The sequence below is a fragment of the Arenibacterium halophilum genome (genome assembly GCF_005938225.1).
GTDB classification, from domain to species: domain Bacteria; phylum Pseudomonadota; class Alphaproteobacteria; order Rhodobacterales; family Rhodobacteraceae; genus Arenibacterium; species Arenibacterium halophilum.
The window spans coordinates 168915-195061 of sequence record NZ_VCPC01000003.1 but is presented as its reverse complement, the minus strand read 5'-3'; the positions used below and the strand labels follow the sequence as shown (position 1 = coordinate 195061).

Sequence of the window (26147 nt, the reverse complement as noted above, 5' to 3'; positions counted from 1 at the left end):
GCATCTTGCCCTTCTTTGGGGCCAAAATATCCCGGGGGCGTCCGCGTCAGCGGACGGTGGCAGAGCCTCTGTCCTGGCCGGCAAGGCTTGGCACCTTGGAAACGGCAAGGCGGCGCCTAAAAGCTTGGCCTTCAGGGCAAGTAAGACAACAATCCTTCCTGATCAAAAGATACGCATCTGGGTTTCACATTGCCTGTCTGGCGAGGGATGTTTCGCAGGTTGGTCGCTTTGGCCGGCGGCATAACCGTCCTGGACGGACTGACACACGGGTTCCGATCCGTTTCGAAAACAACGCATTTCTTGCACAAGCGTGTGAGAGGGACGTTTTTGTTAACGATTTGCCAAAAATCGGCAGCGGCAAGATTGACCCTCGGGCTGTCGCGCGCATGGTATGATCTGTCGGTCGTCTGATGGCGGCGCAGAAACGATAATTATATTGCCTGAATAAGCAATATAATGCACACATGGTGCAAGCGGCCCTGAGCGGGCCTGCCAACGAAGGGGAGAGAGAATGAAACGATTGATGACCATGGCGGCCACCGCCAGCCTGCTGGCGCTGCCGCTGCACGCCGAGCCGGTAAAGATCGGCTTTGTCACAACGCTGACCACCGGCGCAGCCGTGATCGGGACCGACATGCAGAACGCCGTGAACCTGGCAATGGAGCATCTGGGCGGCAAAGCCGGCGACACCGAGCTTGAGGTGATTTTCGGCGATGACCAGTTCGCCCCCGAAGCCGGCAAGCAGGTGACCGACAAGCTGGTGAAACAGGATGACGTGGATTTCGTCGCCGGTTACATCTGGTCGCACGTGCTGCTGGCCAGCCGCAAATCGGTGCTGGACGCCGACAAGATCCTGATTTCCGCCAACGCCGGTCCCAGCCAGATGGCGGGCAAGCTGTGCGACAAGAACTTCTTTTCCACCTCGTGGCAGAACGACCAGACGCCGATGGCGATGGGCGAGGTTCTGAACCGCCAAGGCGTGAAATCGCTGTACCTGATGGCGCCGAACTATGCCGCGGGCAAGGACATGACCGCCGGTGTGGAACGCACCTTCACGGGCGAAATCGTCGGCAAGGACCTGACCAAGTGGGGCGCCGACGCCCAGCTTGATTTTTCGGCCGAACTTGCCAAGGCCAAGGCCAGCGGCGCGGACGGGCTGTTCGTGTTCTACCCCGGTGCGGCCGGTGGTGCCTTCGTGAAGCAATATCAGCAGGCCGGTCTGAAAGAGACGCTGCCGCTCTACTCGGTGTTCACGGTCGATGCGATTTCGCTGCCGAAACTGCAATCTGCGGGCTTCACCGACGTGATCGGCTCGAAAGTGACGCAAGAGTGGGACCCCTCGCTCGACAACGCCGCGAACAAGAAATTCGTCACCGATTTCAAGGCGAAGTTCGGCCATTACCCGTCGTACTATGGCGCGCAGTCCTATGACGCGATCATGCTGATCGCTTCAGCCGTGGAAAAAGTGGGCGGCGATATGTCCGACAAGGACGCGCTGCGGGCCGCCCTGAAAGAGGCCGATTTCGAAAGCGTGCGGGGCGACTTCACCTTCGGCAACAACAACCTGCCGGTGCAGAACTTCTACCTGCGTGAAGTGGTCGAAGATGCTGATGGCGTCTGGACCACCAAGGTTGTCGAAACGGTTTACGAAAACCACGTCGACAGCTTTGCCGCCGAATGTGACATGAAGTAAGGCATTTGCCTGAGAGCCGGCCGGGACACATGCGCCCGGCCGGTTTTCTTTCGCAAAGAGGTTAAGCGTGGATTTTTCGCTGCTTGTGATTCAGGGCCTGAACGGGCTGCAACTGGGGCTGCTTCTGTTCCTCGTCGCCTCGGGGCTGACGCTGGTCTTCGGCATTCTGGATTTTGTCAATCTGGCCCACGGGTCACTGTACATGCTGGGCGCGTTCTTCTGCGCGACGCTGACCTACCTGTTCGGCAATTTCATCCTTGCGCTGATCGTCGCGGTGCCGATCACGGGCGTCATAGGGTTTCTGGTCGAACGCTTCGTGGCGCGGCCGCTCTATGCCCGCGACCATCTTGACCATGTGCTTGGCACCTTTGGCCTGATCCTTGTGATCGACACGCTGACCCATCTGATCTGGGGGCCCGAGGGGTTATCTGTGCCGCTGCCCGACTGGCTGCGCGGGCAAATCACGCTGTGGGGCGATACCGTCGTGCCCACCTTTCGCCTGATGATCATTGGCGCCGGGCTGGCCGCCGCCGCCGGGCTGTTCTGGATGGTGAACCGAACCCGGCTGGGGATGCTGATCCGCGCGGGCGCGTCGAACCGGACGATGGTGTCGGCCCTTGGGATCGACATCGAGCTGCTGTTCGGGCTGGTGTTTGCCCTTGGCGCCGCGATGGCGGGACTGGCCGGCATGCTGATCGCCCCGATCACCGAGGCCACCATCGGTATGGGCAACGGCATCATCATCACCGCCTTTGTCGTCATCATCGTGGGCGGGATCGGGTCGATCAAAGGGGCCTTCATCGCCGCGCTGCTGATCGGGCTGATCGACACGCTGGGGCGGTCGTTCCTTGACGACATCTTTGCCCTGTTCATGTCGCCCGTCGCCGCCGAGAACTCGGCCCCCGCGATTTCGGCGATGCTGATCTATATCATCATGGCCCTTGTGCTGGCGTTCCGCCCGCAGGGTCTGTTTCCGCCGAAGGTACGCTGACATGACGACACGCGGATGGATCACCCTTGCGGTGATGGCCCTGCTTGGCGTGCTGCCGCCACTGTTCTTTTTAACCGGCAACCCGTTCTACCTGGATCTCGCCACGCGGCTGGTGATCCTGGCGATCGCGGCGGTCAGCCTGAACCTGATCCTTGGCTACGGCGGATTGGTGAGCTTTGGTCACGCGGCCTTCGTGGGCTTGGGCGCCTATGCGGTCGGCATTCCGGCGCATCACTGGCTTTATACCGGCTGGGGCGACTGGGCGACGATGGGCTATGTCCAGCTGCCGCTGGCGGTGCTGGCCTGCGCGGTCTTCGCGCTGCTGACCGGGCTGGTCTGCCTGCGCACCAAGGGCGTGTATTTCATCATGATCACGATGGCCTTCGCGCAGATGATCTATTACCTCATCGTGTCGATCGAGGAATATGGCGGCGACGACGGCCTTGTGATCGATACCCGGTCCCAGTTTGCATGGATCGACCTTGATAACCCGTTGCAACTGTTCGGGCTGGCTTATGTCTCCTTGATCGTGTCGATGGTGCTGGTGCGGCTGATCGTGAATTCGCGCTTTGGCATGGTGCTGCAAGGCGCCAAGGGCAACCCCGACCGCATGGCGACGCTGGGCTTCAACGTCTATGTCTTCCGGCTGGTGGCCTACGTGATTTCCGGCGCGATGGCGGGCTATGCCGGGGCGCTGCTGGGGAATTTCACCACCTTCATCAGCCCGGAAATGATGGATTGGTCGCGCTCGGGCGAATTGATGTTCATGGTGATCCTTGGCGGCGCCTCGACGACCGTGGGGCCGGTGCTGGGCGCGGTTGTCTTCATCGTGCTCGAAGAGGTTCTGTCGCATTTCACCATCTACTGGCACCTGCCCTTTGGCCTGTTGCTGATGGCGGTGGTGCTGTTCGTGCGCGGCGGTCTGGCCGGCATGTTTGGCCGCAAGGAGGACTGAGATGAGCGCGGTTCTGCAAATTGACGGGCTGAACAAGAGCTTTGGCGGCATCAAGGCCACCGACAACCTGAACCTGAGCGTGCAAAAGGGCGAGTTGCACGCCGTGATCGGCCCCAATGGCGCGGGCAAGACCACGATGATCAGCCAGCTCTGCGGCAGCCAGCGCCCCGATACGGGCCGCATCCTGTACGCCGGGCGCGACATCACCACCCTGCCGCCGCACAAACGCGCGCATCTGGGGATCACCCGCAGCTATCAGATCACCTCGCTGATCATGGAGATGAGCGTGATCGACAACGTGGCGCTGGCCTTGCAGGCGCGCGACGGGCATTCCTTCCGCTTTCTGCGGCCCGCCCGGTCGCTGAGCCACTTGCGCGACAAGGCGATGGATCTGCTGGGCAAGGTCGATCTGACCGCCAAGGCCGAACATCGCACCAAGGCGCTGTCGCATGGCGAACACCGCCGGATGGAAATTGCCATTGCGCTGGCCTCGGATGCCGAGCTGATGCTGCTGGACGAACCGATGGCGGGGCTGGGCAGCCATGAATCGATGCAGATGGTCGAGCTGCTGCGCGGCATCAAGGGCCAGCACACCATCCTGCTGATCGAACATGACATGGAGGCGGTGTTCGCGCTGGCCGACCGGATTTCGGTGCTGGTGTACGGCCACATCATCGCCACCGGCACCCCGGACGAGATTCGCGGCAACGAGGCGGTGCAGCACGCCTACCTGGGCGAGGAATAACCAATGCTGGTTCTGAAAGACGTCACCGCCCATTACGGCACCAGCCAGGCGCTGTTCGGCATGTCGCTGGCCCTGAACGCAGGATCGGTCGTCACGTTGCTGGGTCGCAACGGCATGGGCAAGACCACCACGATCAACACGATCATGGGGATCGTGAAGGCCAGTGGCGGGTCGATCACCTTTGATGGCGAAGAGTTGGTGGGTCGCGCCAGTTTCCGCACCGCAAACCTTGGCCTTGGGCTGGTGCCCGAGGGGCGGCAGATTTTCCCGAACCTGTCGCTGCGCGAGAACCTTGTGGCAACGGCCAGCAACCACTTGGGCGTCGCTGATCCCTGGACCATCGACAAGGTGTTCGCGCTGTTCCCCGAGCTGGAAACGCGGGTGTCGTCGATGGGCAACCTGCTGTCGGGCGGTGAACAGCAGATGCTGGCGATCGGCCGCGCGCTGATGACCAATCCGCGCCTGCTGATCCTGGACGAGGCGACCGAAGGGCTGGCCCCGCTGGTACGCCGCAAGATCTGGGACGCGCTGGAGCAGGTGCGCGCCGAGGGCATGTCGATTCTGGTGGTCGACAAGAACCTGGCCGACCTGATGCGCATCGCCGACCACCACCACATCGTCCAGCGCGGCGAGGTGGTCTGGAGCGGCACGACAGAGGACCTGCGCGCGGACGAGGCGACGCGGCGACAGTATCTGGAATTCTAGGGAGGAGGGGCTCTACCGCCCCGCCGCCGGGAGGCGGCAACACTCGACGAAACGGGGCTCTGCCCCCGCCCCTGCGGGGCTCCCCCGGGATATTTGGCCCCAAAAAGGGTCGGGTCACGCGTCACGCTGGCGGGCGCGGGTTTCGCGGAGGGTTTCGACCAGCATGGCCGTGAGCAGGCCGAAGATCAGCAGACCGTTGGCGGCGGCGAGCCCACCGAGCAATCGCCATTCGACGGGCAGGAGGATGTCTCCGAAGCCGAGCGTGGTGAAGGCAACGAGCGCGAAGTACACCGAGGCCTCGAAGGTGACGAAGATGTCGAGCAGCGCCAGCGCGATCGCCCAGATCCAGACCGAGGCTGTCATTACCATGAGCGTGCAGAACATCGCCACCAGCAGTACGGCCGTCAGTCGCGCCCCGTGCGGTGGGCGGATCGCCCAGCCGTGGCTGCGCAGCAAAAACACCTCGAGCAGCCACCACGCAAAGGCGGCGACCAGCGCCGTCAGAGCGATCAGCCCGCTTCCAATAACCAGTTGCAACACCATGGGCGCAGCATTCGGCGCATTGCGGGGCGGGTCAAGCGAATGCTTGATTGCGGGGGGCGAACGCCCCTAGCTTGCGCCTGACCCTGTGTGCCGCATTGCAGAAAGCGATTTCATGACCGAGACGATTGCCAACGTGCCCTATGTCAGCCTGCGCGTCGGGATGGAGGCCGAGTTGACGCGCGCGCTGCGCGCCGACGACCTGTATGTTTACGCCAATTCCTCGGGCAATCTGAACCCGATGCACCTGCCGAAAGAGGATGGCGACGGCGATGGCCGCCCCGAGGCGGTGGCGCCGGGGATGTGGGTGGCCTCATTGATCTCGGCCGTGCTGGGCACGCGGCTGCCGGGACCGGGCACGCTGTATCGGGCGCAGACTCTGGAATTCGTCGGGCAGGCCCATGCCGGTGATGTGCTGACCGCGCGGGTGCGGGTGCTGGCAAAGGAACCCGGCCGGCTGGTGCGGCTGGCGACCGAGGTGTTCGGCGCCGATGGCACGCCCGTACTGCGGGGCGAAGCAGAGGTAATCGCACCCGAGCGCGCCTTGTCGTTCCGCGCCGATGACATTCCGGGGCTGACGGTGCAGAGCCACCGGCATTTCGACCGGCTGTTGGAATTGGCGGAACCATTGCCGCCCATTCCCACTGTCGTGGTGGCCCCTGAAGAACCCGATTCGTTGGCCGGTGCCCTGCTGGCGGCGCGGCATACGCTGATCCTGCCGATCCTTGTGGGCGATGCCCGGCAGATCGAAAAGGCGGCGCAAGAGGCCGGGGAATCGCTGGAGGGCATCCAGATCGTCGATGTGCCCGATCACAAGGCCGCCGCTGCCCGTGCCGTGCAGATGGTGAACGAAGGCCTGGCGGGCGCGTTGATGAAAGGGCACCTGCATACCGATGTTTTCCTGGCCGCCATCGTTCAGCGCGACACCGGGCTGCGCACCGCGCGGCGGCTGAGCCATGTCTTCGTGATGGATGTGCCGGGGCTGGATCATCTGCTGATGGTCAGCGACGCAGCGATCAACATCGCGCCCGACCTGATGGCCAAGGCCGACATCACGCAGAACGCGATCTACCTGGCGCACAGCCTGGGGGTGGCGGAGCCCCGGGTCGGGATCCTGTCGGCCGTGGAAAAGGTGAACCCGGCCATCCCCTCGACGCTGGATGCAGCAATCCTGTCGAAGATGGCAGACCGGGGCCAGATCAAGGGCGGGCTGGTCGATGGGCCGCTGGCGATGGACAATGCCGTCGATCTTGGCGCCGCGATGACCAAGGGGATCAAATCGATGGTCGCGGGCCGCGCCGAAATCCTGATCGCGCCGAACATGGAAGCCGGAAACATGCTGGCGAAAGAGCTGACGTATCTGGCGCACGCCCGCAGCGCCGGGATCGTGATGGGGGCGAAATGCCCGGTGATCCTGACCAGTCGGGCCGATGACGAACACGCGCGGCTGGCATCCTGCGCGGTGGCGGCACTGAACGCGGCGCATGGGGGCGGGGTATGAGCGCAATCCTGACGCTGAATGCGGGCAGTTCGTCGATCAAATTCGCGGTCTACACGCAGGCTGTTGCGCCCGATCTGGTGGGCGCGGGTCAGGTCGAGCGGATCGGCGGCGATGCCAGATTAAAGGTGGATGGAACATCCACCGCCATCGATGCCAGCGACCATGCCAACGCGGTTCAAGCGATTCTTGTCACCATCCGGCCTATGCTGGGGGGCGGCCGTGTGGCGGCGGTGGGCCATCGTATCGTGCATGGCGGGCCGGATTTCTCCGCTCCTATGGAGTTGACGCCGGATGTGCTGCAAACGCTCGCCGGGCTGATCCCGCTGGCTCCGCTGCATCAACCACACAACCTTGCGGCCGTGAGTGCCGCGCAGGCTGCCTTTCCCGATGCCGTGCAGGTCGGATGTTTCGACACCGCCTTTCATCAGGGCCATGCCTTTGCCAATGACACCTACGGGCTGCCGCGCGCCTATTACGAGCGGGGTATCCGTCGCTATGGATTTCACGGGCTCAGCTACGATTATATCTCGGGCGTGCTGCGCCAGAACGAGCCTGGCCTTGCCGCCGGGCGCGTGATCATTGCGCATCTGGGCAATGGTGCGTCGCTTTGTGGGCTTCGCAACGGGCGATCCATCAGCACGACGATGGGGTTTTCGGCGCTTGACGGGCTGGCGATGGGCACGCGCTGCGGCCAGATCGACCCGGGCGTGATCCTGTATCTGCTGGATCAGGGCCTGGGCGCGCCTGAACTGACCGACCTTCTGTACCGCCAAAGCGGGATGCTGGGGCTGTCGGGCATCAGCCATGATATGCGCACGCTGCTGGAAAGTGACGTGCCCGAGGCGGCGCAGGCGCTGGAGTACTACATCGAACGGCTGCGGCGCGAGATCGGAGCGATGGCGGCGACGCTGGGCGGGATCGACGCGCTGGTGTTCTGCGGTGGGGTTGGCGAAAATGCCGGGGCGATCCGCGCGCGCGCGGTCGAAGGGCTGGCGTTTCTGGGGCTGGAAATCGACGGCCCCGCCAATGACGCGAATGCGCAGGACATCGGGACCGGCGCTGCACGTATCCTAGTCATTCCCACCGACGAAGAACTGGTCATTGCCCGGGCCGCCAATGCGCTGTTGACGTGACGCAACGGCATTTGCGCGGGCCTTGCTCTGGCTGCGCAAAGCGGGAAAGCTGCCCAAGGGAGGACGATTCATGATTTTCTACGACTGTTCCACCGCGCCCAGCCCACGCCGCGCCCGGATGTTCATCGCCGAAAAGGGGCTGACCATCGAAACCCACGAGGTTTCGATCGCCAACGGCGAGCAGATGGCACCTGAGTTTCTGGCCGTGAACCCGCGCGCCACCCTGCCCGTTCTGGTCACGGCAGGCGGGGCGACACTGACAGAGAACCTTGGGATCGCCGCCTACCTCGAGGCTTTTCAACCCGAACCGCCGCTGATGGGACGCACCCCCGAGGAAAAGGGGCAGGTGCTGATGTGGAACGCGATTGCGGAACAGCAGGGCGGCCAGCCCATTGCCGAGGCGCTGCGCAATTCCAACCCGCATATGAAGGATCGCGCCCTGCCCGGCCCGACGAACCACGCACAAATCCCCGAGCTGGCCGAGCGTGGGCTGACGCGGACCGCCGTGTTTTTCGACCTGCTCGAGGGGCGGCTGGGCGAAAGCCCGTTTCTGGCGGCCGATCACTTCACGCTGGCCGACATCACCGCGTTTGTCTTTGTCGAATTCGCCCGCGTCATCAAGATGCGCGTTCCCGAGACACATAAGGCCACGCTGACGTGGCGCGACAACATCCGCGAACGCCCCAGCGCGCTGCTGTAACGCTCAGGCGGTCGGGCGGCGGTAGATGAAGCAGCGCCCCTCGACCGCGCCGGTGGGCAGGGGGACCTGTTCCAGTGCGTCGAAATACATCCGGTCCGATGACACCATCAACCCGCCGGGCGCAAGAAGCGGGGCGATCAGCGGCGACACAAGCCGCGCGAATTCATCGTTCTTGGCAAGGTTATGCCCGCCAAGATCGGCGTGGATCAGCGAAGCCGTATCGCCAAAGCGCCCCACCGCTTGGGGCAGGGTTTCGCGCACATCGCCCAAAATCGTCATGTCCTCGGGCGGGGTCGAAGCCGGGTTCGAGGCCACGGCGCGTTCGAACACATAGATCGGGCGGCCCGTAACGCGGTCGCGAAGGTGGTCATACGTTCGCCCGTTGCCAAGGCCCAGTTCAAACACCGGCCCGCCCATCAGCGCAGTTTCCGCGATGGCGAAATCCAGACAGGCGCGCTGTGACACCATCCGGTCAATGAACATGTCGAGTCGGGTCATCGGGGCTCCTTCTGGGTGGGGCGGCGCTGCCTGCGGGCCATTGTGCCTTACATGGCAGCCCGGGGCGCGAATGTGTAGGGGCTGGCCCGCAATCCGCGCCGAAAGCCGCATTTGGTGTTTGACTACCAACAGGGCCGCAAGCGAAGGTGGCCGCGCGGCGGCCCCATGGCGGCGCAAAGGGACGGAACGGCACGAATGACACCCCTGCTGACAGTGAACGACCTGTCGATCGGCTTTGGCGCCAACCCGCCGGCGGTGCGCGGTGTGTCTTTTGCCGTGAATCCGGGCGAAACGCTGGCCTTGGTGGGCGAATCCGGCTCGGGCAAGACGGTGACCTGCCGGACGATCCTGCGCATCCTGCCCCGCAGCGCGCGGTTCCTGTCGGGGCAGATCGCGCTGAACCTGCCCGACAGACAGATCGACCTGACCGCGCTTGGCGAACGCGCCATGCGCCGGGTGCGCGGTAATCTGGTGTCGATGATCTTTCAGGAGCCCATGCGCTCGCTCTCGCCGTTGCACCGGATCGGCAATCAGGTGTCCGAGGCTCTGTGTCTTCACCGAAGCGACGGCCAGCGCACGCCGCGTCGTGTGGCACAAGTCCGCGTGCTGGAAACCTTTGCCCGCGTCGGCTTTCCCGATCCCGATCGCGCCTATCAGGCCTATCCGTTCGAACTGTCGGGAGGAATGCGGCAGCGCGCGATGATCGCGATGGCGATGGTCACGCGCCCGGCACTGCTGATCGCTGACGAACCGACCACCGCGCTGGACGTGACCACGCAGGCGCAGGTGCTGGGGCTGATGAAGGACTTGCAGCGCGAAACCGGCATGGCGATGATCATCGTGACCCACGACCTGGGAGTTGTGGCCAATATGGCGGAACGTGTGGTGGTGATGCACAAGGGCCGCGTGATGGAAAGCGGCCCGGCCCGCGACGTGCTGGGCACACCGGGCCATGCCTATACGCGCCAGCTGTTCAATGCTGCGCCTGCCATTCCGGCGCAGACGCAGGCCGCCCTGCCCCCGGCAAACACCGACCCGATCCTAGAGTTGAAATCGGTCTCGAAAACCTATGCCGTGCGCGGGCGCAACGGCTGGGCGCCCCGGACAATCGTACAGGCCTGTCGCGGCATCGACCTGAGCGTGCAGCGCGGCAAGACGCTGGCGATTGTCGGCGAAAGCGGATCGGGCAAGACGACGGCGGCGCGGATCGCGCTGGGCGCCGAAGTGCCTGACGAAGGCGGAGAAGTTCTGTTTCACGGGCCCGGCGGCGCCGCCCCGCTGCCGGTGCATCTGTTGGATGGGCCCGCGCGCGTAGCGTTCCGGCGGCAGGCGCAGATGGTGTTTCAGGATCCCTATTCCTCGCTCTCGCCCCGGATGCGAATCATCGACGCACTGTGCGAACCGCTGGACATTCACGGCATCGGCACCCCGGCGGAACGCCGTGACAAGGCGGCCGAGATGCTCGCGCAGGTCGGGCTGGGCCGGGATATGATGTACCGCTATCCGCACGCCTTTTCCGGCGGCCAGCGCCAGCGGCTGTCGGTTGCGCGCGCTCTGATGCTGGATCCGTCGCTGCTGGTCTGTGACGAACCCACCTCGGCGCTGGATGTCTCGGTGCAGGACCAGATCCTGACGCTGCTGGAAGACATCCGCGACCGGATGACCCTCTCCTACCTGTTCATCTCGCATGATCTGGCGGTGGTGGCGCGGATCGCCGACGAAGTGGCGGTGATGCGTCAGGGGCTGGTGGTAGAACAAGCCACGCCCGACACGTTATTCCACGCGCCTCGCCACCCCTATACCCGCGCGCTGATCGCGGCCCAGCCGACGCCCGACATCTCGCGCCCCATCGACCTTAGCGTGGTGGCGCAGGGGGCCGGTTCGCCACAGGCCTGGCCCGAGGAATTCCGGTTTGACGCCGCAGGCGCGCCCGCGCTGACGCAGGTAGGCGACGGACATCTGGTGCGCGCGCATGTCTAGACGCGCGGCGCTGACCCTGCCGGCCCTTGGGCTGGCCGCCGCCTGGGCGCTGGCCGCCCTGCTGCCCGCTGCGCCCTGCCGCGCGCAGGCTGTCTCCCCCCAGGAAACCCCGATGTTCGCGGATGCGGTGAAAGCAGGCATCCTTCCCCCCGTGGCCGAGCGGATCCCGACAGTGCCCTTGGTTGTCGACCTTGCCGCACGGGGCCGCACATCCGGCCAGCCCGGCGGCACGCTACGCACGATGATCTCGCGCGACAAGGACATCCGCATGATGGTGGTCTACGGCTATGCCCGGCTGGTGGGCTATGACAGCGACTACCGTCTTGCGCCCGATCTGCTGCACAGCGTCGATGTCAATGACAACCGTACCTTTACCCTGCACCTGCGCCCCGGCCACCGCTGGAGCGACGGCGCGCCTTTCACCTCGGCCGATTTCGCCTATTGGTGGAACGATGTTGCCAACAACGCAGAGCTCAGCCCCTCGGGCCCGCCGGATTTCCTGCGGGTCGAGGGACACTACCCCACAGTCACCTTCCCGGACGCAACGACCGTGGTGTTCGACTGGCCGGTCCCGAACCCGAACTTCCTGCCCACGCTGGCGATGGCGCGCCCGCCATTCATCTACCGCCCCGCGCACTACCTGAAACCGTTCCATCTGGCCTACGCCGAAACCGAGACCCTGACGGCGGCGGTGATCGCAGCCCGCGTCAAGGGCTGGGCGGCGCTGCACAACAAGATGGACAATATGTACAACTTCGACAATCCCGACCTGCCAACGCTGCAGCCGTGGATCAACGCGACGGATGGCAAGAAGATGCGCCACCGCTTTACCCGCAACCCGTTCTATCACCGTGTCGATCCGAACGGCGTGCAGCTTCCCTATATCGATGCGGTCGAGATGGAGGTCGTTGGCGGCGGGCTGGTGGCGGCGCGCTCGAATGCCGGACAGGCAGACCTTCAGGCGCGTGGGCTGGATTTCCGCGACATCCCGATCCTGCGCAAGGGCGAAACCGATGGCAGCGGCTATCGCACTTTGCTGTGGGCCAATGGCACCGCCAGCCAGATCGCGATCTATCCGAACCTGAACTATGCCGATCCCGTCTGGCGCGAGGTTCTTCGCGACGTGCGCGTGCGCCGCGCGCTGTCGCTGGCGATTGACCGCAAGACGATCAACCGGGCGCTATATTTCAACCTCGCCAGCCCCGGCGCGATGACGGTGCTGCCGCAAAGCCCGTTTTTCGATGTCGCCAACCGCGACGCCTGGGCGAGCTTTGACCCGGAACAGGCCAATGCGCTGCTGGATCAGGCCGGGCTGCCGCGCGGGCGTAACGGCATCCGCCACCTGCCCGACGGCCGCCCGATGGAGATTGTCGTGGAAACGGCGGGCGAGCGGCAAGAGGTTGAAAACGCGCTGCAGATCGTCACCGACACCTGGGCCGAGGTGGGCGTCAAGCTGGTGATGCGCCCGCTGGACCGCGACATCCTGCGCAACCGCGTCTACGCGGGCACCAGCATGGCCTCGGTCTGGTATGGCTGGGACAATGGCATACCGCAGGCCTATACATCGCCCGATTACCTCGCGCCGCGATATCAGGAATTCTTTGCCTGGCCGAAATGGGGCCAGTTCCACCAGACCGGAGGAGAGGCCGGCGAAGCCCCCGACATGGAACCGGCACTGGCGCTGATGAATCTGGCGCACGACTGGGAAGTCGCCTCCGATGATGCCACCCGCGCCAACGTTTGGCGGCAGATGCTGGCGATCCACGCCGAAAACGTCTTTGGCATTGGCATTCTGGCCGGTGCGCCGCAGCCCGTCGTTGTGTCGGACCGCGTGCAGAACGCCCCGACCGAGGCGATATGGGCCTGGGATCCGGGCGCGCATTTCGGCATCCACCGGATCGACGAATTCTACCTGGGCGAGCCCGGAGTCTCGCACTGATGGAGATTCTGAAGTACGCGATCTACCGGTTCGGGACGATGCTGCTGACGCTGCTCGTCGTTTCGGCGCTGGTGTTCTTCATCATCAACCTGCCGCCCGGCGACTACCTGTCGAACCAGATCGCCGAGCTGCGCGCGACTGGCCAATCTGCCGGTGTCGCCAAGGCCGAGTTTCTCCGGCAGGAATATGCGCTCGACCGGCCGATCTGGGAACAATACCTGATCTGGGTCGGCTTCTGGCCGGGGCCACAGGGCTTTTACGGGCTGATCCAGGGCAATTTCGGCTGGTCGTTCGAATTCGACCGGCCCGTGGCCGAGATTGTCGGCGATACGCTCTGGTTGACGGTTCTGGTGAATCTGGCCGCCGTGCTGTTTGTCTATGCCGTGGCGCTGCCGCTGGGCGTGCTGGCGGCGGCGCGCAGCCGGACCTGGGTCGATTATACCTCGGCCTTTGTGGGTTACCTTGGCCTTGCCACGCCGAACTTCCTGCTGGCGCTGATCCTGTTCTACTATGGCCACCGCTGGTTCGATCTGCCGATCGGCGGGCTGATGGACCCGGCCTTCGAGGGCGAGCCGATGACATGGGCCAAGGTGAAATCCATCCTTCTGCACCTGATCGTGCCGACCTTCGTGATCGGCACCTCCGGCGCGGCGGCGATGATGCAGCGCCTGCGCGCCAACCTGCTGGACGAGCTGGGCAAACCCTATGTGGAAACCGCCATCGCCAAGGGGATGAGCCCGCCGCGGATGCTGACGAAATACCCGCTGCGCATGGCCTTCAACCCCTTTGTCGCCGACATCGGCAACCTGCTGCCTGCGATGATCTCGGGCTCGGTGCTGGTGTCGGTGGTGCTGGGGCTTCAGACCATCGGGCCAACCCTGCTGACCGCGCTGAAGACGCAAGACCAGTTCCTCGCGGGCTTCGTGCTGATGTTCGTGGCGCTGCTGACGCTGCTGGGCACGATGATCTCGGACGTGCTGCTGGTGCTGCTTGACCCGCGCATCCGCTACAAGGGGCGCGGCGGATGACGACACGGGGCGAACATTACATCGACGACGCGCCGTTCGATCCGCAGGCTTCGGCCACCGCGCCCGAACGGCGCGATCTGGACGCGCCGAACTGGTTGCTGATCTGGCGCAAGTTTCGCCGTCACCGGCTGGCGTTGATCTCGGGCGCCTTCCTGTTGATGTGCTACCTCGCGCTGCCGATTGCCGGGTTCCTTGCGCCCTACGGCCCGAACCACCGCCACTCCGAGCACCTCTATGCGCCACCACAAGGCATCAGCCTGTTTCACGACGGCAAATTTATTGGCCCGCATGTCTACCCGACCACCTCGGTCGCGAACCTTGAAACCTTCCAGTGGGAATTCACGCCCGACATGAGCAATCCGCAAAAACTGCGGTTCTTCTGCAAGGGCGACAGCTATCACCTCGCCGGGCTGATCCCGGCGAACCGGCACCTGTTCTGCGCGCCAGAAGATGCGCCCGTTTTCCTCTGGGGCGCCGACCGGCTGGGCCGCGACATCTACAGCCGTATCCTTTATGGCGCGCAACTTTCGCTGACCGTAGGGCTGATCGGCATCACCGTGTCCTTCGTGCTGGGCATCTTCTTTGGCGCGCTGGCGGGGTACTTCGGCGGCGGCATCGACTGGACCATCAACCGGGTGATCGAGATCCTGCGGAGCCTGCCCGAACTGCCGTTGTGGCTGGCGCTCTCGGCGGCGGTGCCGTCGAATTGGGGGCCGGTGGCGGTGTTCTTCATCATCTCGGTGATCCTGGGCATCCTGGACTGGCCAGGGCTGGCGCGGTCCGTGCGGTCGAAATTCCTGGCCCTGCGCGAAGAGGAATTCGTACGCGCGGCGGAAATGATGGGCGCCCGCCCTGCCCGTGTGATCCGGCGCCATCTGCTGCCGAATTTCATGTCGCACCTGATCGCCTCGGCCACGCTGTCGATCCCGGCAATGATCCTGGGCGAAACCGCGCTGTCCTACCTGGGGCTTGGCCTGCGCGCGCCTGCGGTCAGCTGGGGCGTGATGCTGAACGACGCGCAGAACCTCGTGAACGTCGAGCTGTATTGGTGGACGGCCATTCCGATGCTGCCAATCATCGTGGTGGTCTTGGCCTTCAATTTCCTTGGTGACGGGTTGCGCGACAGCCTTGACCCCTATCAGGACTAGGCACCGACGGTGCAGCGCAACGCCTGCGCGGAGGGCGCAAGCGGGGTCGTGCCGCGGCCCCGCTTGCGCCCTCCGCGCCCCCGCGCCATAGCCCCGGCACCGCAGTGCCGCCAATCCGCCCGATTCCGCCTCTGTCAACTCTTGGCCAACAATAAGTTAACGCTGGTGCAGATTGACCCCAAATCAGCAGTAAAAACGCATTTCTGACGCATTTTTCAGGCTATGCGAAACCTTTTTAACCACGTCATAGTTGGTGATACGGGTCACAGACCGGCGCGCCAAGATGCCGCAGAATGACCCAAGGCCGACCCTGCCGGCACCCGAATGCGCTGGCAAGGTTGGACGGAGAGAAGGAGTTTACGAGTGAGACACGACATGACCGATACCAAGTTCCAAATCGTTCCTCCCCCAGCCGACGCCCCGATGCCGACCGTCTGGAGCGAGCGCATCCGTGGCACCACCGAAACCGCGCTGGATTGCGAAAGTGCGGCCTCGCTGGCCTGCCACCTATCCGGCAGCTTCACCCGCGCCAAATCCTGGGCCGATCTTGTGATCGCGCTGGCCAAGCGCGGGTTCGGGTTGCAGTTCGAAGACACGCGCCTTGTGCTTGTCAACGACAACACTGGGATGTCGCTTTGCACCTGTGCGTCGATCGGGCACAGCTTTGCCTCGCTGATGGCACGACTAGGCAAGCCCAGCGTCCAGGCCGACAGCCACCGCGTGATCGTCCGACCGCAGGCCTGATCCGCTATCGATCATCGCCCGAGGCATCCGCCGGCCCCATCGCATCGTCGTCGATAGCCGCCTGCGCTGCCCCGGTTATGGCCTTGCGCTCTGCTTCTGAGAGGTTTTCAACCTTTCCGTCGGCCAGCCGCACCGTCACCTCGCGATGGGCAAATCGGATGCCCTCGCGTTCGAACAGCGCCCGGATCTCTTCGTAGACCTTCTTGCGCACCAGCCATTGATCCCCCGGCTTCGTCATGAACTTGACCCGGATGATCATCGCACTGTCCTGCATTTCGATGACGCCCTGCGATTTCAGCGGTTGGATGAAGCTCTCTCCGATCACCGGATCGTCAAGCAGCTGCTGGCCCAGCTTTTTCACGATCTTGCGGACGTGTTCGACATCGGTGTCATATGTCACCCGCAGGGGCAGCTTCATCATCACCCAATCGCGGGAGTAATTCGTCAGCACCTTGATCTCGCCAAAGGGGATCGTATGCAGCGCGCCCAGATGATGGCGCAGCTGGAACGACCGGACCGAGATTTTCTCGACCGTGCCTTTCACGCTTTCGATGTCGATGTATTCGCCTTTGCGGAACGCATCGTCGATCAGGAAGAACGCGCCTGAGAAGATATCGCGCACCAGTGTCTGCGCGCCAAACCCCACGGCCAGCCCGACAACCCCGGCCCCCGCGAACAGCGGGCTGACGTTGATCCCGACCTCGAGCAGGGCGATCAGCCCGATCGCCACCACCACCACGGCCAGAATCGCGCCCCGGAACAGCGGCAGCAGCGTGCCCAACCGGCTTGTGCTCGAGCCGCCGCCTTCGTCGCCCAACTCGACCTCTTCCACAGGCACGGTTTCCTCGGCGATCTTGCTGTCGATCCAGATGCGGAAGATGTTGTAGACAATATAGCCGATGAACAGGATCACGATCACGTCCAGCATCCGCCCCACCAAGCTTTCGGACATCACCGCATTGTCGGCATCCCATATCCGCAGCAGCGCATAGGCCCCGGCGACGAAGGCCAGAATGCCTGCGACCCTGCGGGCCAACTGTTCGAAGGTGTTGATGCTTGGCGCGGGTGGCGGTGCGTTTCCCGCCTCGGCGGCATCTTCGGCTGCATCGGCCGCAGCCATATCGCTGTTCATCCGCTCGCGCGACAGGCGACGGTCGAAATAGCGTTCAATCACATAGTTGATCGCGCCGTAGACCACGATGATCGACAGGAACACGGCATAGGCCCCCACCGTCAGCGGCAGCGACTCGGGCCGTTCAAGCACCAGATCGAAAACCAGTTCGAACCACCCGAACAGGGTGTAAACGATAACCACCGGCGCCCATGCCACTGCCACCGCGCGGGAAATCCACGACGAATCCTGCCGCGACTTGCCATGCAGGATCGCGTTGCTGACCGCGCGTTTGTTGGCAAGGATCATCGCGATATTCAGCAGCGTCCCGATCAGCGACAGCGCACCATAGATCAGCGCGTAGACGTTATAGTTCAGCCCGAAATCGTGGATCCACGTGCTGAACATATAGGCGGCGACCGAATAGCCTGCCAGCAGCGACGCCCAGTAGTACAACCGCTTGGCATCCCGGTCGGTAAAGCACGGGATACGGTACTGGCTGAGGAAGGGTGACAGGATCATTCGCCACACGTCCGACACAGTGCGCCCCACGAACCACGCAGTGAAAATCGCCGTGACGGTGAACTGGATCGAGATGTCGTCGGAGGCGCCAAAGATCAGCACTCCAAGCGTATAGGCCACCGCCATGCCGAACAGCGTGCCGCCCACGCCAACGACAAAGCGGAACACGAGGAACGGCATCTTTTCGCGGTAGCCCTGCGGTGCGTCCAGCACCTTGCCGGTCACAAAGCCGCGCATCAGGCGCTGGCCGTAGATGTAAACTGCAGCGAAACGTCCGATGAACAGCAAAACCAACGTCCACAACAGCGCATGAACGTAGGTTGAAATCTGGCCGTCTGGACTGGTGGCGCGCAGGATAAAGGCCACCTCGTTCAGCGAATTGGGCAGTGCGGTCAGCCGCTCGCGCAAAGTTTCGCGGAAGCCCGAAATCTCGGCCTGCGCCTGCATCAGTGCCGAGGCGTCTTTCATCGGTGACGGCGTTTCGGTGCTGGCTGCCTCGGCCCCGGTGGCACCGGCCAGTGCGCCGTCGCCGTTCAGGATGATGACCCGCGCTCCCCCTGCCATCGCATCGCGGATCGCTTGCGCCAGCTCTCCGTCGGCCTGCTGCGCAAAGGCGCCTCCAACAGGCAGCAAGATCATCGCGAACGCGGCCAGCATCAGGGCAAGGATACGACACAGGATAAGGTTCGGCATCGGCGTCTCCGGCGGGCTCGGGCGATCCGGACAAAGGCTAGCCGCCCGGAATCCACCGTGCAATCGCCTAACGCCGCGTCAGCGCACATATCTCTCCCACGCCACACAGGGTGTGCTTCGATGCACCAGTTTCGTATTTCCAACAGGTTCGATTTTCAGTACCACGGAAAGGACGGTGCCGACCGTTGCTGCAATGGTCGGCCAAGGGAACGCAAGACGTCTGAACGACGTGGGGGCAGACAGTGGACGGCACGCACACCTTGTCACGCGGGCGGCGCCCGGTTCCCGGGATTTATCTGAGATGAGTCCGGACAGCACCGCGCCCCGACGGCCGCGCATCATGCTATACAGCCACGACACCTTTGGGCTTGGCCACCTGCGCCGGTCGCGCGCCTTGGCGCAGGCGATCACCGAAGCCAACCCGGATGCCTCGGCGCTGATCCTGACGGGCTCTCCCGTGGCCGGGCGGTTCGATTTCCCGCGCCGCGTCGATCACGTTCGCTTGCCCGGGGTGACGAAACGGCGCGACGGGTCCTATGTCAGCCAGACCATGGGCATGACCATCGAAGAAACCACCGACCTGCGCGCCGGGCTGATCCGGTCCACGGCCGAGCAGTATCAGCCCGACGTCCTGATCGTTGACAAAGAGCCAACCGGCTTTCGTGGCGAACTGGTGCCGACGCTCGATATGCTGGCGCGTCGCGGCGACGCACGGATGGTGCTGGGCCTGCGCGATGTGCTGGACGAACCCGAGGTGCTGGCCGCCGAGTGGGCGCGCAAGAACGCGGTTGAGGCGACCGAGAAATATTATCACGAAACATGGGTCTATGGTCTGAAATCGATCTACGACCCCACGGATGGCCTGCCGCTGTCTTCTGCCGCGCGCGCCCGGATGCATTGGACAGGTTATCTGCGCCGGAGCCTGCAATCCACCGCAGAGCCGCCCGAGCAACCCTATATCCTTGTCACGCCGGGGGGCGGCGGCGACGGGCAGGCGATGGTAAACCTTGTCTTGTCGGCATACGAGCAGGATCCGGGCCTTAGTCCGCGCGCGGTGCTGGTCTACGGGCCGTTCCTGTCGGGCGACACCCGCGCCGCGTTTGAAGAACGGGTCGAGGCACTTGATGGCCGCGTCACCGCCGTGGGCTTTGAATCCCAGATCGAAACGCTGTTTGCGCATGCGCAGGGCGTGATCTGCATGGGTGGTTACAACACCTTCTGCGAGGTGCTGTCCTTCGATCAGCGCGCGCTGATCGTGCCGCGCACCGTGCCCCGGCTGGAACAGTATATCCGCGCCGCCCGGGCGGAAAAGCTGGGCCTGATAAGTATGCTGGACGAAACCCGCGACGGGCTGACCCCCGAGGCGATGATCGCCGCGATCCGCCGCCTGCCCGAACAGGCGCTGCCAAGCCAGGCGATCACCGACGGACTTCTGGACGGGCTGGACTATGTGACCACCCGGATATCCGCGCTGCTGGGTGGCCGTGCTGCCGGTCAGGCCGCGGAATGAGCGATACGCCCGCAAACGGCCCTGCGCTTGCCGTGGTGGTAAAGGGCTGGCCGCGCCTGTCGGAAACCTTCATCGCGCAGGAACTGGCCGGATTGCAGGACATGGGCCACGATTTCGCGATCTGGTCGCTGCGCCACCCGACCGATACCAAAACGCACCCGCTGCATGACAAGATAACCGCCCCGGTGCATTATCTGCCTGAATACCTGCGCAGCGAAACAGCCCGCGTGCTGGCCGCCTATCGCGCCGCCCGCCGCCTGCCTGGTTTCGCCGAGGCGCGGCGCATCTGGCGTGCCGATTTCGCCCGCGACCGGACCCGCAACCGGGTGCGCCGCTTTGGGCAGGCCTGTGTTCTGGCCACCGAATTGCCCGCCGGAACGCGCGCGATCTATTCCCATTTCCTTCACACGCCGTCGACCGTGGCGCGCTATGCCGCCGTGATGCTGGGTATCCCTTGGGCGTTTTCGGCCCACGCCAAGGATATCTGGACTTCGCCCGATTGGGAATTGCGCGAAAAGATGGCGGGCGACGCCACGGGCGCGACCTTCGGCGCCACCTGCACGGCCTTCGGGGCCGATACGCTGCGCGATCTGGCCACCGACCCCGACCGGATAGACCTGATCTATCACGGGCTCGATCTGTCGCGTTTTCCCGCACCACCCGAGCGGCCCAAGCGCGCGCCCGGCGACCCGATCCATCTGGTCTCCGTCGGACGTCTGGTCGAGAAAAAAGGCTTCGACCGGCTGATCGCGGCGTTGTCGATGCTACCCGATACGCTGGACTGGCGCTGGACGCATATCGGCGGGGGCGAATTGAAGGACCAGATGCGCGACATGGCCGCCAAGGGCGAAATAACTGATCGGATCACGTGGCGCGGGCCGCTGACCCAGCCAGAGGTGATCGAGGCAATGCGCGCCTCCGATCTGTTCGTGCTGCCCAGCCGCATCGCGATCAACGGCGACCGCGACGGGCTGCCCAATGTGCTGATGGAGGCCGCCTCGCAGAAGCTGCCGATCCTGTCGACGGCAATTTCCGCGATACCCGAGTTCATCGAAAGCGGTACCCAAGGGCTGCTGGCCAGCGACCGGCCGCAGGATTTGGCCGATGCCATCGCCTGGATGGCCGAAAACCCCGACGATGCCCGCGCCATGGCCGACGCCGCATTGGACCGGCTGCGCAGCGATTTCGGGGCAGAACCGGGGTTGCGCCGCCTGTCCGAACGGCTGACAGCGCTGACAGGCGCCTAACGTTTGGCCCGGCTGGCCTTTTACGCGCCCATGAAACCGCCCGATCATCCCGTGGTCTCGGGCGATCGGCAGATGGCGCGCGCTTTGATCGCGGCACTGGGCGCAGGCGGGCATCGCGTGGACGTGGCGTCGCGTTTCACCAGCCGTGATGGCAAAGGCGACCCGGAGCGGCAGGCCGAGCTGATCGCCGCAGCCGAGGCCGAGGTGGATCGCGTGACCGATGCGCTGCGCGACAGCGGTTTTGCCGCGTGGATCACCTATCACAGCTATTACAAGGCGCCCGATCTGATTGGCCCCGCCGTTTGCGCGCGGCTTGGCCTTCCCTATCTGCTGATAGAGGCGACGCGCGCCCGCAAACGGCTGACCGGGCCTTGGGCGCAGTTCGCCGCGCGGGCCGAAGCCGCCTGCGATGCGGCCAACACCATCTTTCATCTGACCGAACGTGACGGAGAAGCGCTGTTGCGCGACCGCCCCGACAGACAGCGCGTGGTGCACCTGCGCCCCTTCCTGCCGCAGGCCGAACTCCCCCCGGTCCCGTCGCGCGGGCCTGATGCGCCGGTCCTCTGCGCCGGGATGATGCGCCCGGGTGACAAGTTCGAGTCGTACCGGCTGATCGCGCAGACGCTGGCGCTGATCCCCACGGGCACCCCGGTCGAGGTTGCCGGCGACGGCCCTGCCCGCCCGCAGGTCGAGGCGCTGCTGGGCGACCGTGCGCGGTTCCTTGGCGCGCTGAGTGCCGAGGAGATGGCCGCCGCCTACGCCCGCGCCGCATTGTTCCTGTGGCCCGGGGTGAACGAAGCCTTCGGCATGGTGTATCTGGAAGCGCAGGCGGCAGGGCTGCCCGTTGTCGCACAAGACCGTCCCGGCGTGCGCGAGGTGCTGGAACCCGGGAACTATCCGGCGGTAGATGCGGGTGCCGCAGGTTTGGCGCGGCATGTCAACGCCCTGCTGGCCGATCCCACCGCCCGCGCCGCGCAGGGCGCCGCCGCCGTCCGCCACATCCGCGAGTACCACCTGATCGGCAGCGCCGTGACGACACTGAACAGCGAACTCTCGCGCTTTGTGGGGGCGCCCACATGACCCGGCTTGCCCTGCTGCGACACGGGCATACGCCGTGGAACCGGGCAGGCCGCATCCAGGGCCGCAGCGACATCGCGCTGGACGCCGAAGCCCGAACCGATCTGGCCGCGCTGGCGCTGCCCGCGCCCTGGGATCGCGCGGCGCTGTGGTCCAGCCCGCTGGCCCGCGCGTTTGACACCGCAAGGCTGGTCGCCGCGCGTGAACCGCAGACCGACCCGGCGCTGATCGAAATGAACTGGGGCGCATGGGAGGGACAGCACGGCACCGAGCTTGCCGCCGATCCGGCTAGCGGCTTCCGCCATATTGAGGATTGGGGCTGGGACTATTGCCCGCCCGAGGGCGAACCCCCGCGCGCGGTCCTGAGCCGGTTACAGCCTTGGCTGGCACACCTGACGGGCGACGCGGTGGCCGTATGCCACATTGGCGTGATGCGCGTGCTGCTCGCCCGCGCACACGGTTGGAATTTTGACGGCCCGGCCCCATTTGCCATCAAACGCAACAGGCTGTACCTGATCGAGATCACCGAAATCGGCCTTGTGCCGCTGGGCGATCCGGTCCGGCTTGTCCCGAAAGGCGCCGCATGAAGGTTCTGATCGTCACCACGCATCTGCTGGGCACCGGCCATTTGGCGCGGGCGGCCACCTTGACGCGCGCGTTTCAGTCCGAAGGCCACGCCGTGCGGCTGGTCTCGGGCGGATTTCCCGCACCCCAGCTTGACCTGTCAGGGCTCGACGTCGTGCAACTGCCGCCTTTGCGCTCGGACGGCACCGATTTCGCACGCCTGCTGACGGTGGGTGACCAACCCGCCGATGCAACCTGCCATGATGCGCGCCGGTCGCGGTTGGTGGCGACGCTACTCGGGTTTTCCCCCGATGTGCTGATCACCGAGCTGTTCCCCTTTGGCCGCCGGATGCTGCGGCAGGAATTTCTGGCGCTGCTGTCAGCGGCTGCGCGGATGGCACGGCGGCCGGTGGTGCTGGCCTCGGTCCGCGACATCCTTGCGCCGCCGTCGTCCCCGGCCAAGGCAGACCAGACGCAGGCGTGGCTGGACGAGCATTACGACGGCGTGCTTGTGCATTCCGACCCGGCACTGGTCCGGCTGGATGCGAGTTGGCCCATGAACGACCACTTGCGCCCCATGCTGCACTACACCGGCTTTGTGGCCCCGCCACCGCCCGCGCCCCATCCTGCTGGCGCGGGCCACGGTGAAATTCTGGTCAGCGCCGGGGGTGGCCGCGTTGGGCAACCCCTGTTCCGGGCCGCGCTGGACGCTGCACAGCTCACACCCGATCTGCGCTGGCGCCTGCTGGTTGGCGGCGGGGCGGCAGATGCGCTGCGCACAAGCCACCCCGACAGCCCAGCCATCATCGAACCGGCGCGCCCCGATTTCCGCCAGATGCTGCCGCTGGCGGCAGCTTCGGTCAGCATGTGCGGCTACAACACCGCGCTCGACCTGCTGCAAACCGGATGCCCCGCCGTGGTGGTGCCCTTCGACGATGGCGCCGAGGTGGAACAAACCCTGCGTGCCCGCGCTCTTGCCCGCGCCGGCGCCGTTTCGGTGCTGACCAGCGCCGACCTGTCGGGAAAGGCGCTGGCCGAGGCCGTGACCCGCGCAATCGCAACGCCGCGCCGCTCAGGCGAAGGGCCACGATGCGACGGCGGCGCCAGCAGCGTGGCCATCGCCGAGCGGCTGGCAGAGGCACGCGCGTTATGACCCTGCCTAAGATCAACTGGAGCCCGCTGGACACCGAACTGGCTAACTGGCGCGACGAAGGGCGGCGCATTCCGATCTGGTGGCGCGACGACGATGCCATCGCTGCGACTACGCCGCTCGACCGGTTGATCGGGCTGTCCGAATCCTACGGCCTGCCGCTGCATCTTGCAGTGATCCCTGCCACGGCCCAGCCCGAGCTGGCGCACCGGCTGTCCGCTGCGTCTTCCGTGGTGCCGGTGGTGCATGGATGGGCCCACCGCGCCCATACGCCTTCGACCGAGAAGAGGGCCGAATTTGCCGCCTCGCGCCCGCTGCCCGACCGGTTGATGGATGCGCGCGAGGGGCTGACGCGGCTGCGCCAACTGCTGGGAGGCGAGGAGGCCGTTGCGCCGATGTTCGTCCCACCGTGGAACCGGATCGGCCCTGATCTGGCGCCCGGGCTTGCCGACATGGGGTATCGCTTCCTGTCAACCTATGGCCCCCGCGCCACGGAATCCGCCGCACCGGGGCTGATCACGGTCAACACCCATCTCGACGTGATCGACTGGCGCGGCACCCGCTCTCTGGTGCCACCTGAGCAACTGATCGCAGGGCTTGTCGCCGCGCTGAAGTCGCGCCGCGAAGGCCAGACTGATACCGCCGAGCCGCTTGGCCTGCTGACCCACCACCTTGTGCATGACACCCCGATCTGGGAGTTTACCGAACGCCTGATCGACCGGCTGATGCAGGGACCGGTACAATCGTGGCGGGCCGACGCGCCGCAAATCAAAGGAAATTCCGCATGAGCCGACTGGATTCGATGCTGCGCCGTCTTGGCGCACAACGCGACGGGCTGAACTGGGCTGCCGACGCCATATCAGACCTCCTGGGCGACGTGCTTGACCTTGGGCTGGGCAACGGGCGCACCTACGACCACCTGCGCGAAATCCTGCCCGATCGCCGCATCCGGGTGATCGACCGCGCGCTGAACTGCCACCCTTCCTGCATTCCGCCAGAAGCGGATTTCCTGCAAGGCGAGGCCGAACCGATGCTGACGCAACTGGCCCGCGAGGGCGCGCAATTCGCGCTGGCGCATTACGATCTGGGCTTTGGCGTGAAAGATCAGGACGTGGCCGAAGCGGCAAGGCTCAGCCCGTATCTGGCCGCCGTCATGGCCCCCGGCGGGATGGTGGTGTCAGGTCAGCCGCTCGTCGGGATGACCCAGTTGCAAGGCCCCGACACCATCGCGCCCGACCGCTACCTGTTCTATCGCGCATGACAGGATTCACGCGCTACGCCGTCTACTATGTCCCGCCAGAAGCCGAGTATTGGGCGAGCTACTGCACCGCATGGCTGGGCTGGGATTCTATTTCGGTCCGCGAGGTCGCGCATCCGAACACCGCTGTTCCGGTGCCCCAGATCACGGAAACGCCGCGCAAATACGGGCTTCATGCCACGCTGAAAGCGCCCTTCCGTCTGGCCAGCGGCACCACCCGTGACCATCTGGAAAACGCCTGCGCCGATCTTGCCGCAACCCTCGCACCAGCCACCGCCGCTGGATTGGGGCTTGCCCGGCTTGGGCGCTTTTTCGCGCTCTGCCCGGATGGGGATGCGACCGAACTGAATGCCTTGGCGGACGACTGTATGCGCGGCCTCGACGGATTTCGCGCGCCCTTGTCGGATGCCGAACTGGACCGCCGCCGCGTCGCCGGCCTTGGCCCCGCGCAGGAGCGCAACCTGGTGACATGGGGCTATCCTCATGTCTTGGAACAGTTCCGATTTCACATCACACTGACCGGGCGGTTGGACCAACCCCTGCGCGACAACACCCATGACGTGCTACAGCAGGCGCTGGCAGACAGGTTGCCACGCCCGTTCCGGATCGACGACATTGCCCTTGCGGGTGAAGCGCCTGATGGCCGCTTCCACGTCATCCAGCGGTTCGGCCTTACCGGAGGACCGAAGCCACCGAAGCAACAGGAGTAAGACCA

24 protein-coding genes are annotated in these 26147 nt (G+C 64.8%); 21 read left to right on the top strand and 3 right to left on the bottom strand.

Annotated elements, in window-relative coordinates; all coding sequences use genetic code 11:
- Window positions 1–511: 511 nt before the first annotated feature.
- The 5 genes from FGK64_RS14130 (at window position 512) to FGK64_RS14110 (ending at window position 5089) form a co-directional block, all read left to right on the top strand.
- Window positions 512–1693, top strand: a complete 1182-nt coding sequence (locus FGK64_RS14130; protein ID WP_138864487.1) for an ABC transporter substrate-binding protein — start codon at window positions 512–514, stop codon at window positions 1691–1693.
- 67 nt (window positions 1694–1760) lie between these two features.
- The gene (locus FGK64_RS14125) at window positions 1761–2684 is read left to right on the top strand and encodes a branched-chain amino acid ABC transporter permease (protein ID WP_138864486.1); all 924 of its coding nucleotides are present in this window, start codon (window positions 1761–1763) and stop codon (window positions 2682–2684) included.
- Window position 2685: 1 nt separating this feature from the next.
- The gene (locus tag FGK64_RS14120; RefSeq protein ID WP_138864485.1) at window positions 2686–3639 is read left to right on the top strand and encodes a branched-chain amino acid ABC transporter permease; all 954 of its coding nucleotides are present in this window, start codon (window positions 2686–2688) and stop codon (window positions 3637–3639) included.
- Between the two features lies 1 nt (window position 3640).
- Entirely contained in the window at window positions 3641–4384 is a 744-nt protein-coding gene (locus FGK64_RS14115) for an ABC transporter ATP-binding protein (RefSeq protein WP_138864484.1), read from the top strand.
- A 3-nt stretch (window positions 4385–4387) separates the two neighbouring features.
- The gene (locus tag FGK64_RS14110; protein ID WP_138864483.1) at window positions 4388–5089 is read left to right on the top strand and encodes an ABC transporter ATP-binding protein; all 702 of its coding nucleotides are present in this window, start codon (window positions 4388–4390) and stop codon (window positions 5087–5089) included.
- A 114-nt stretch (window positions 5090–5203) separates the two neighbouring features.
- Here FGK64_RS14110 and FGK64_RS14105 read toward each other — a convergent pair whose 3' ends face one another.
- Window positions 5204–5632: an ion channel gene (locus FGK64_RS14105; protein WP_138864482.1), complete on the bottom strand. Its 429-nt coding sequence runs from the start codon at window positions 5630–5632 to the stop codon at window positions 5204–5206.
- Window positions 5633–5744: 112 nt separating this feature from the next.
- On the opposite strand from FGK64_RS14105, the gene FGK64_RS14100 reads away from it, so the two are divergent.
- From FGK64_RS14100 to FGK64_RS14090, 3 genes are all read left to right on the top strand, one after another.
- Entirely contained in the window at window positions 5745–7130 is a 1386-nt protein-coding gene (locus FGK64_RS14100; protein ID WP_138864481.1) for a bifunctional enoyl-CoA hydratase/phosphate acetyltransferase, read from the top strand.
- Window positions 7127–8263, top strand: a complete 1137-nt coding sequence (locus FGK64_RS14095) for an acetate/propionate family kinase (protein WP_138864480.1) — start codon at window positions 7127–7129, stop codon at window positions 8261–8263. Before FGK64_RS14100 ends, FGK64_RS14095 begins: the two co-directional genes overlap by 4 nt.
- 70 nt (window positions 8264–8333) lie before the next feature.
- Window positions 8334–8963 carry a glutathione S-transferase family protein gene (locus FGK64_RS14090; protein ID WP_138864479.1) on the top strand — a complete coding sequence of 210 codons (630 nt, stop codon included), beginning with the start codon at window positions 8334–8336 and terminating at the stop codon, window positions 8961–8963.
- Between the two features lie 3 nt (window positions 8964–8966).
- On the opposite strand, the gene FGK64_RS14085 is transcribed toward FGK64_RS14090, so the two are convergent.
- Window positions 8967–9461, bottom strand: a complete 495-nt coding sequence (locus tag FGK64_RS14085; protein ID WP_138864478.1) for a class I SAM-dependent methyltransferase — start codon at window positions 9459–9461, stop codon at window positions 8967–8969.
- Window positions 9462–9656: 195 nt separating this feature from the next.
- Here FGK64_RS14085 and FGK64_RS14080 point away from each other — a divergent pair, with 195 nt between their 5' ends.
- From FGK64_RS14080 to FGK64_RS14060, 5 genes are all read left to right on the top strand, one after another.
- Window positions 9657–11441 carry an ABC transporter ATP-binding protein gene (locus FGK64_RS14080; RefSeq protein ID WP_138864477.1) on the top strand — a complete coding sequence of 595 codons (1785 nt, stop codon included), beginning with the start codon at window positions 9657–9659 and terminating at the stop codon, window positions 11439–11441.
- Window positions 11434–13380, top strand: a complete 1947-nt coding sequence (locus FGK64_RS14075) for an ABC transporter substrate-binding protein (protein WP_138864476.1) — start codon at window positions 11434–11436, stop codon at window positions 13378–13380. Before FGK64_RS14080 ends, FGK64_RS14075 begins: the two co-directional genes overlap by 8 nt.
- Window positions 13380–14408: an ABC transporter permease gene (locus FGK64_RS14070; RefSeq protein WP_138864475.1), complete on the top strand. Its 1029-nt coding sequence runs from the start codon at window positions 13380–13382 to the stop codon at window positions 14406–14408. The genes FGK64_RS14075 and FGK64_RS14070 overlap by 1 nt, the downstream gene beginning before the upstream one ends.
- Entirely contained in the window at window positions 14405–15556 is a 1152-nt protein-coding gene (locus FGK64_RS14065; protein WP_138864474.1) for an ABC transporter permease, read from the top strand. The genes FGK64_RS14070 and FGK64_RS14065 overlap by 4 nt, the downstream gene beginning before the upstream one ends.
- A 375-nt stretch (window positions 15557–15931) precedes the next feature.
- The gene (locus tag FGK64_RS14060) at window positions 15932–16300 is read left to right on the top strand and encodes a hypothetical protein (protein WP_138864473.1); all 369 of its coding nucleotides are present in this window, start codon (window positions 15932–15934) and stop codon (window positions 16298–16300) included.
- Between the two features lie 4 nt (window positions 16301–16304).
- On the opposite strand, the gene FGK64_RS14055 is transcribed toward FGK64_RS14060, so the two are convergent.
- Entirely contained in the window at window positions 16305–18626 is a 2322-nt protein-coding gene (locus FGK64_RS14055) for a mechanosensitive ion channel family protein (protein WP_138864472.1), read from the bottom strand.
- Between the two features lie 301 nt (window positions 18627–18927).
- Here FGK64_RS14055 and FGK64_RS14050 point away from each other — a divergent pair, with 301 nt between their 5' ends.
- From FGK64_RS14050 to FGK64_RS14015, 8 genes are read left to right on the top strand one after another with little or no spacing between them, the layout of a single operon-like run.
- Window positions 18928–20136 carry a glycosyltransferase family protein gene (locus FGK64_RS14050; RefSeq protein WP_246057773.1) on the top strand — a complete coding sequence of 403 codons (1209 nt, stop codon included), beginning with the start codon at window positions 18928–18930 and terminating at the stop codon, window positions 20134–20136.
- Window positions 20133–21383, top strand: coding sequence for a glycosyltransferase (locus FGK64_RS14045; RefSeq protein ID WP_138864470.1), 1251 nt, complete (start codon window positions 20133–20135; stop codon window positions 21381–21383). Before FGK64_RS14050 ends, FGK64_RS14045 begins: the two co-directional genes overlap by 4 nt.
- A gap of 3 nt (window positions 21384–21386) precedes the next feature.
- Window positions 21387–22463, top strand: a complete 1077-nt coding sequence (locus tag FGK64_RS14040; protein WP_246057772.1) for a glycosyltransferase family 4 protein — start codon at window positions 21387–21389, stop codon at window positions 22461–22463.
- Window positions 22460–23047: a histidine phosphatase family protein gene (locus FGK64_RS14035; protein ID WP_138864469.1), complete on the top strand. Its 588-nt coding sequence runs from the start codon at window positions 22460–22462 to the stop codon at window positions 23045–23047. Before FGK64_RS14040 ends, FGK64_RS14035 begins: the two co-directional genes overlap by 4 nt.
- Window positions 23044–24177 carry a glycosyltransferase family protein gene (locus FGK64_RS14030; protein WP_138864468.1) on the top strand — a complete coding sequence of 378 codons (1134 nt, stop codon included), beginning with the start codon at window positions 23044–23046 and terminating at the stop codon, window positions 24175–24177. Before FGK64_RS14035 ends, FGK64_RS14030 begins: the two co-directional genes overlap by 4 nt.
- Window positions 24174–24962: a polysaccharide deacetylase family protein gene (locus tag FGK64_RS14025; protein WP_138864467.1), complete on the top strand. Its 789-nt coding sequence runs from the start codon at window positions 24174–24176 to the stop codon at window positions 24960–24962. The genes FGK64_RS14030 and FGK64_RS14025 overlap by 4 nt, the downstream gene beginning before the upstream one ends.
- Window positions 24959–25435 carry a class I SAM-dependent methyltransferase gene (locus FGK64_RS14020; protein ID WP_138864466.1) on the top strand — a complete coding sequence of 159 codons (477 nt, stop codon included), beginning with the start codon at window positions 24959–24961 and terminating at the stop codon, window positions 25433–25435. Before FGK64_RS14025 ends, FGK64_RS14020 begins: the two co-directional genes overlap by 4 nt.
- The gene (locus tag FGK64_RS14015; RefSeq protein WP_138864465.1) at window positions 25432–26142 is read left to right on the top strand and encodes a DUF1045 domain-containing protein; all 711 of its coding nucleotides are present in this window, start codon (window positions 25432–25434) and stop codon (window positions 26140–26142) included. The genes FGK64_RS14020 and FGK64_RS14015 overlap by 4 nt, the downstream gene beginning before the upstream one ends.
- Window positions 26143–26147: the final 5 nt, after the last annotated feature.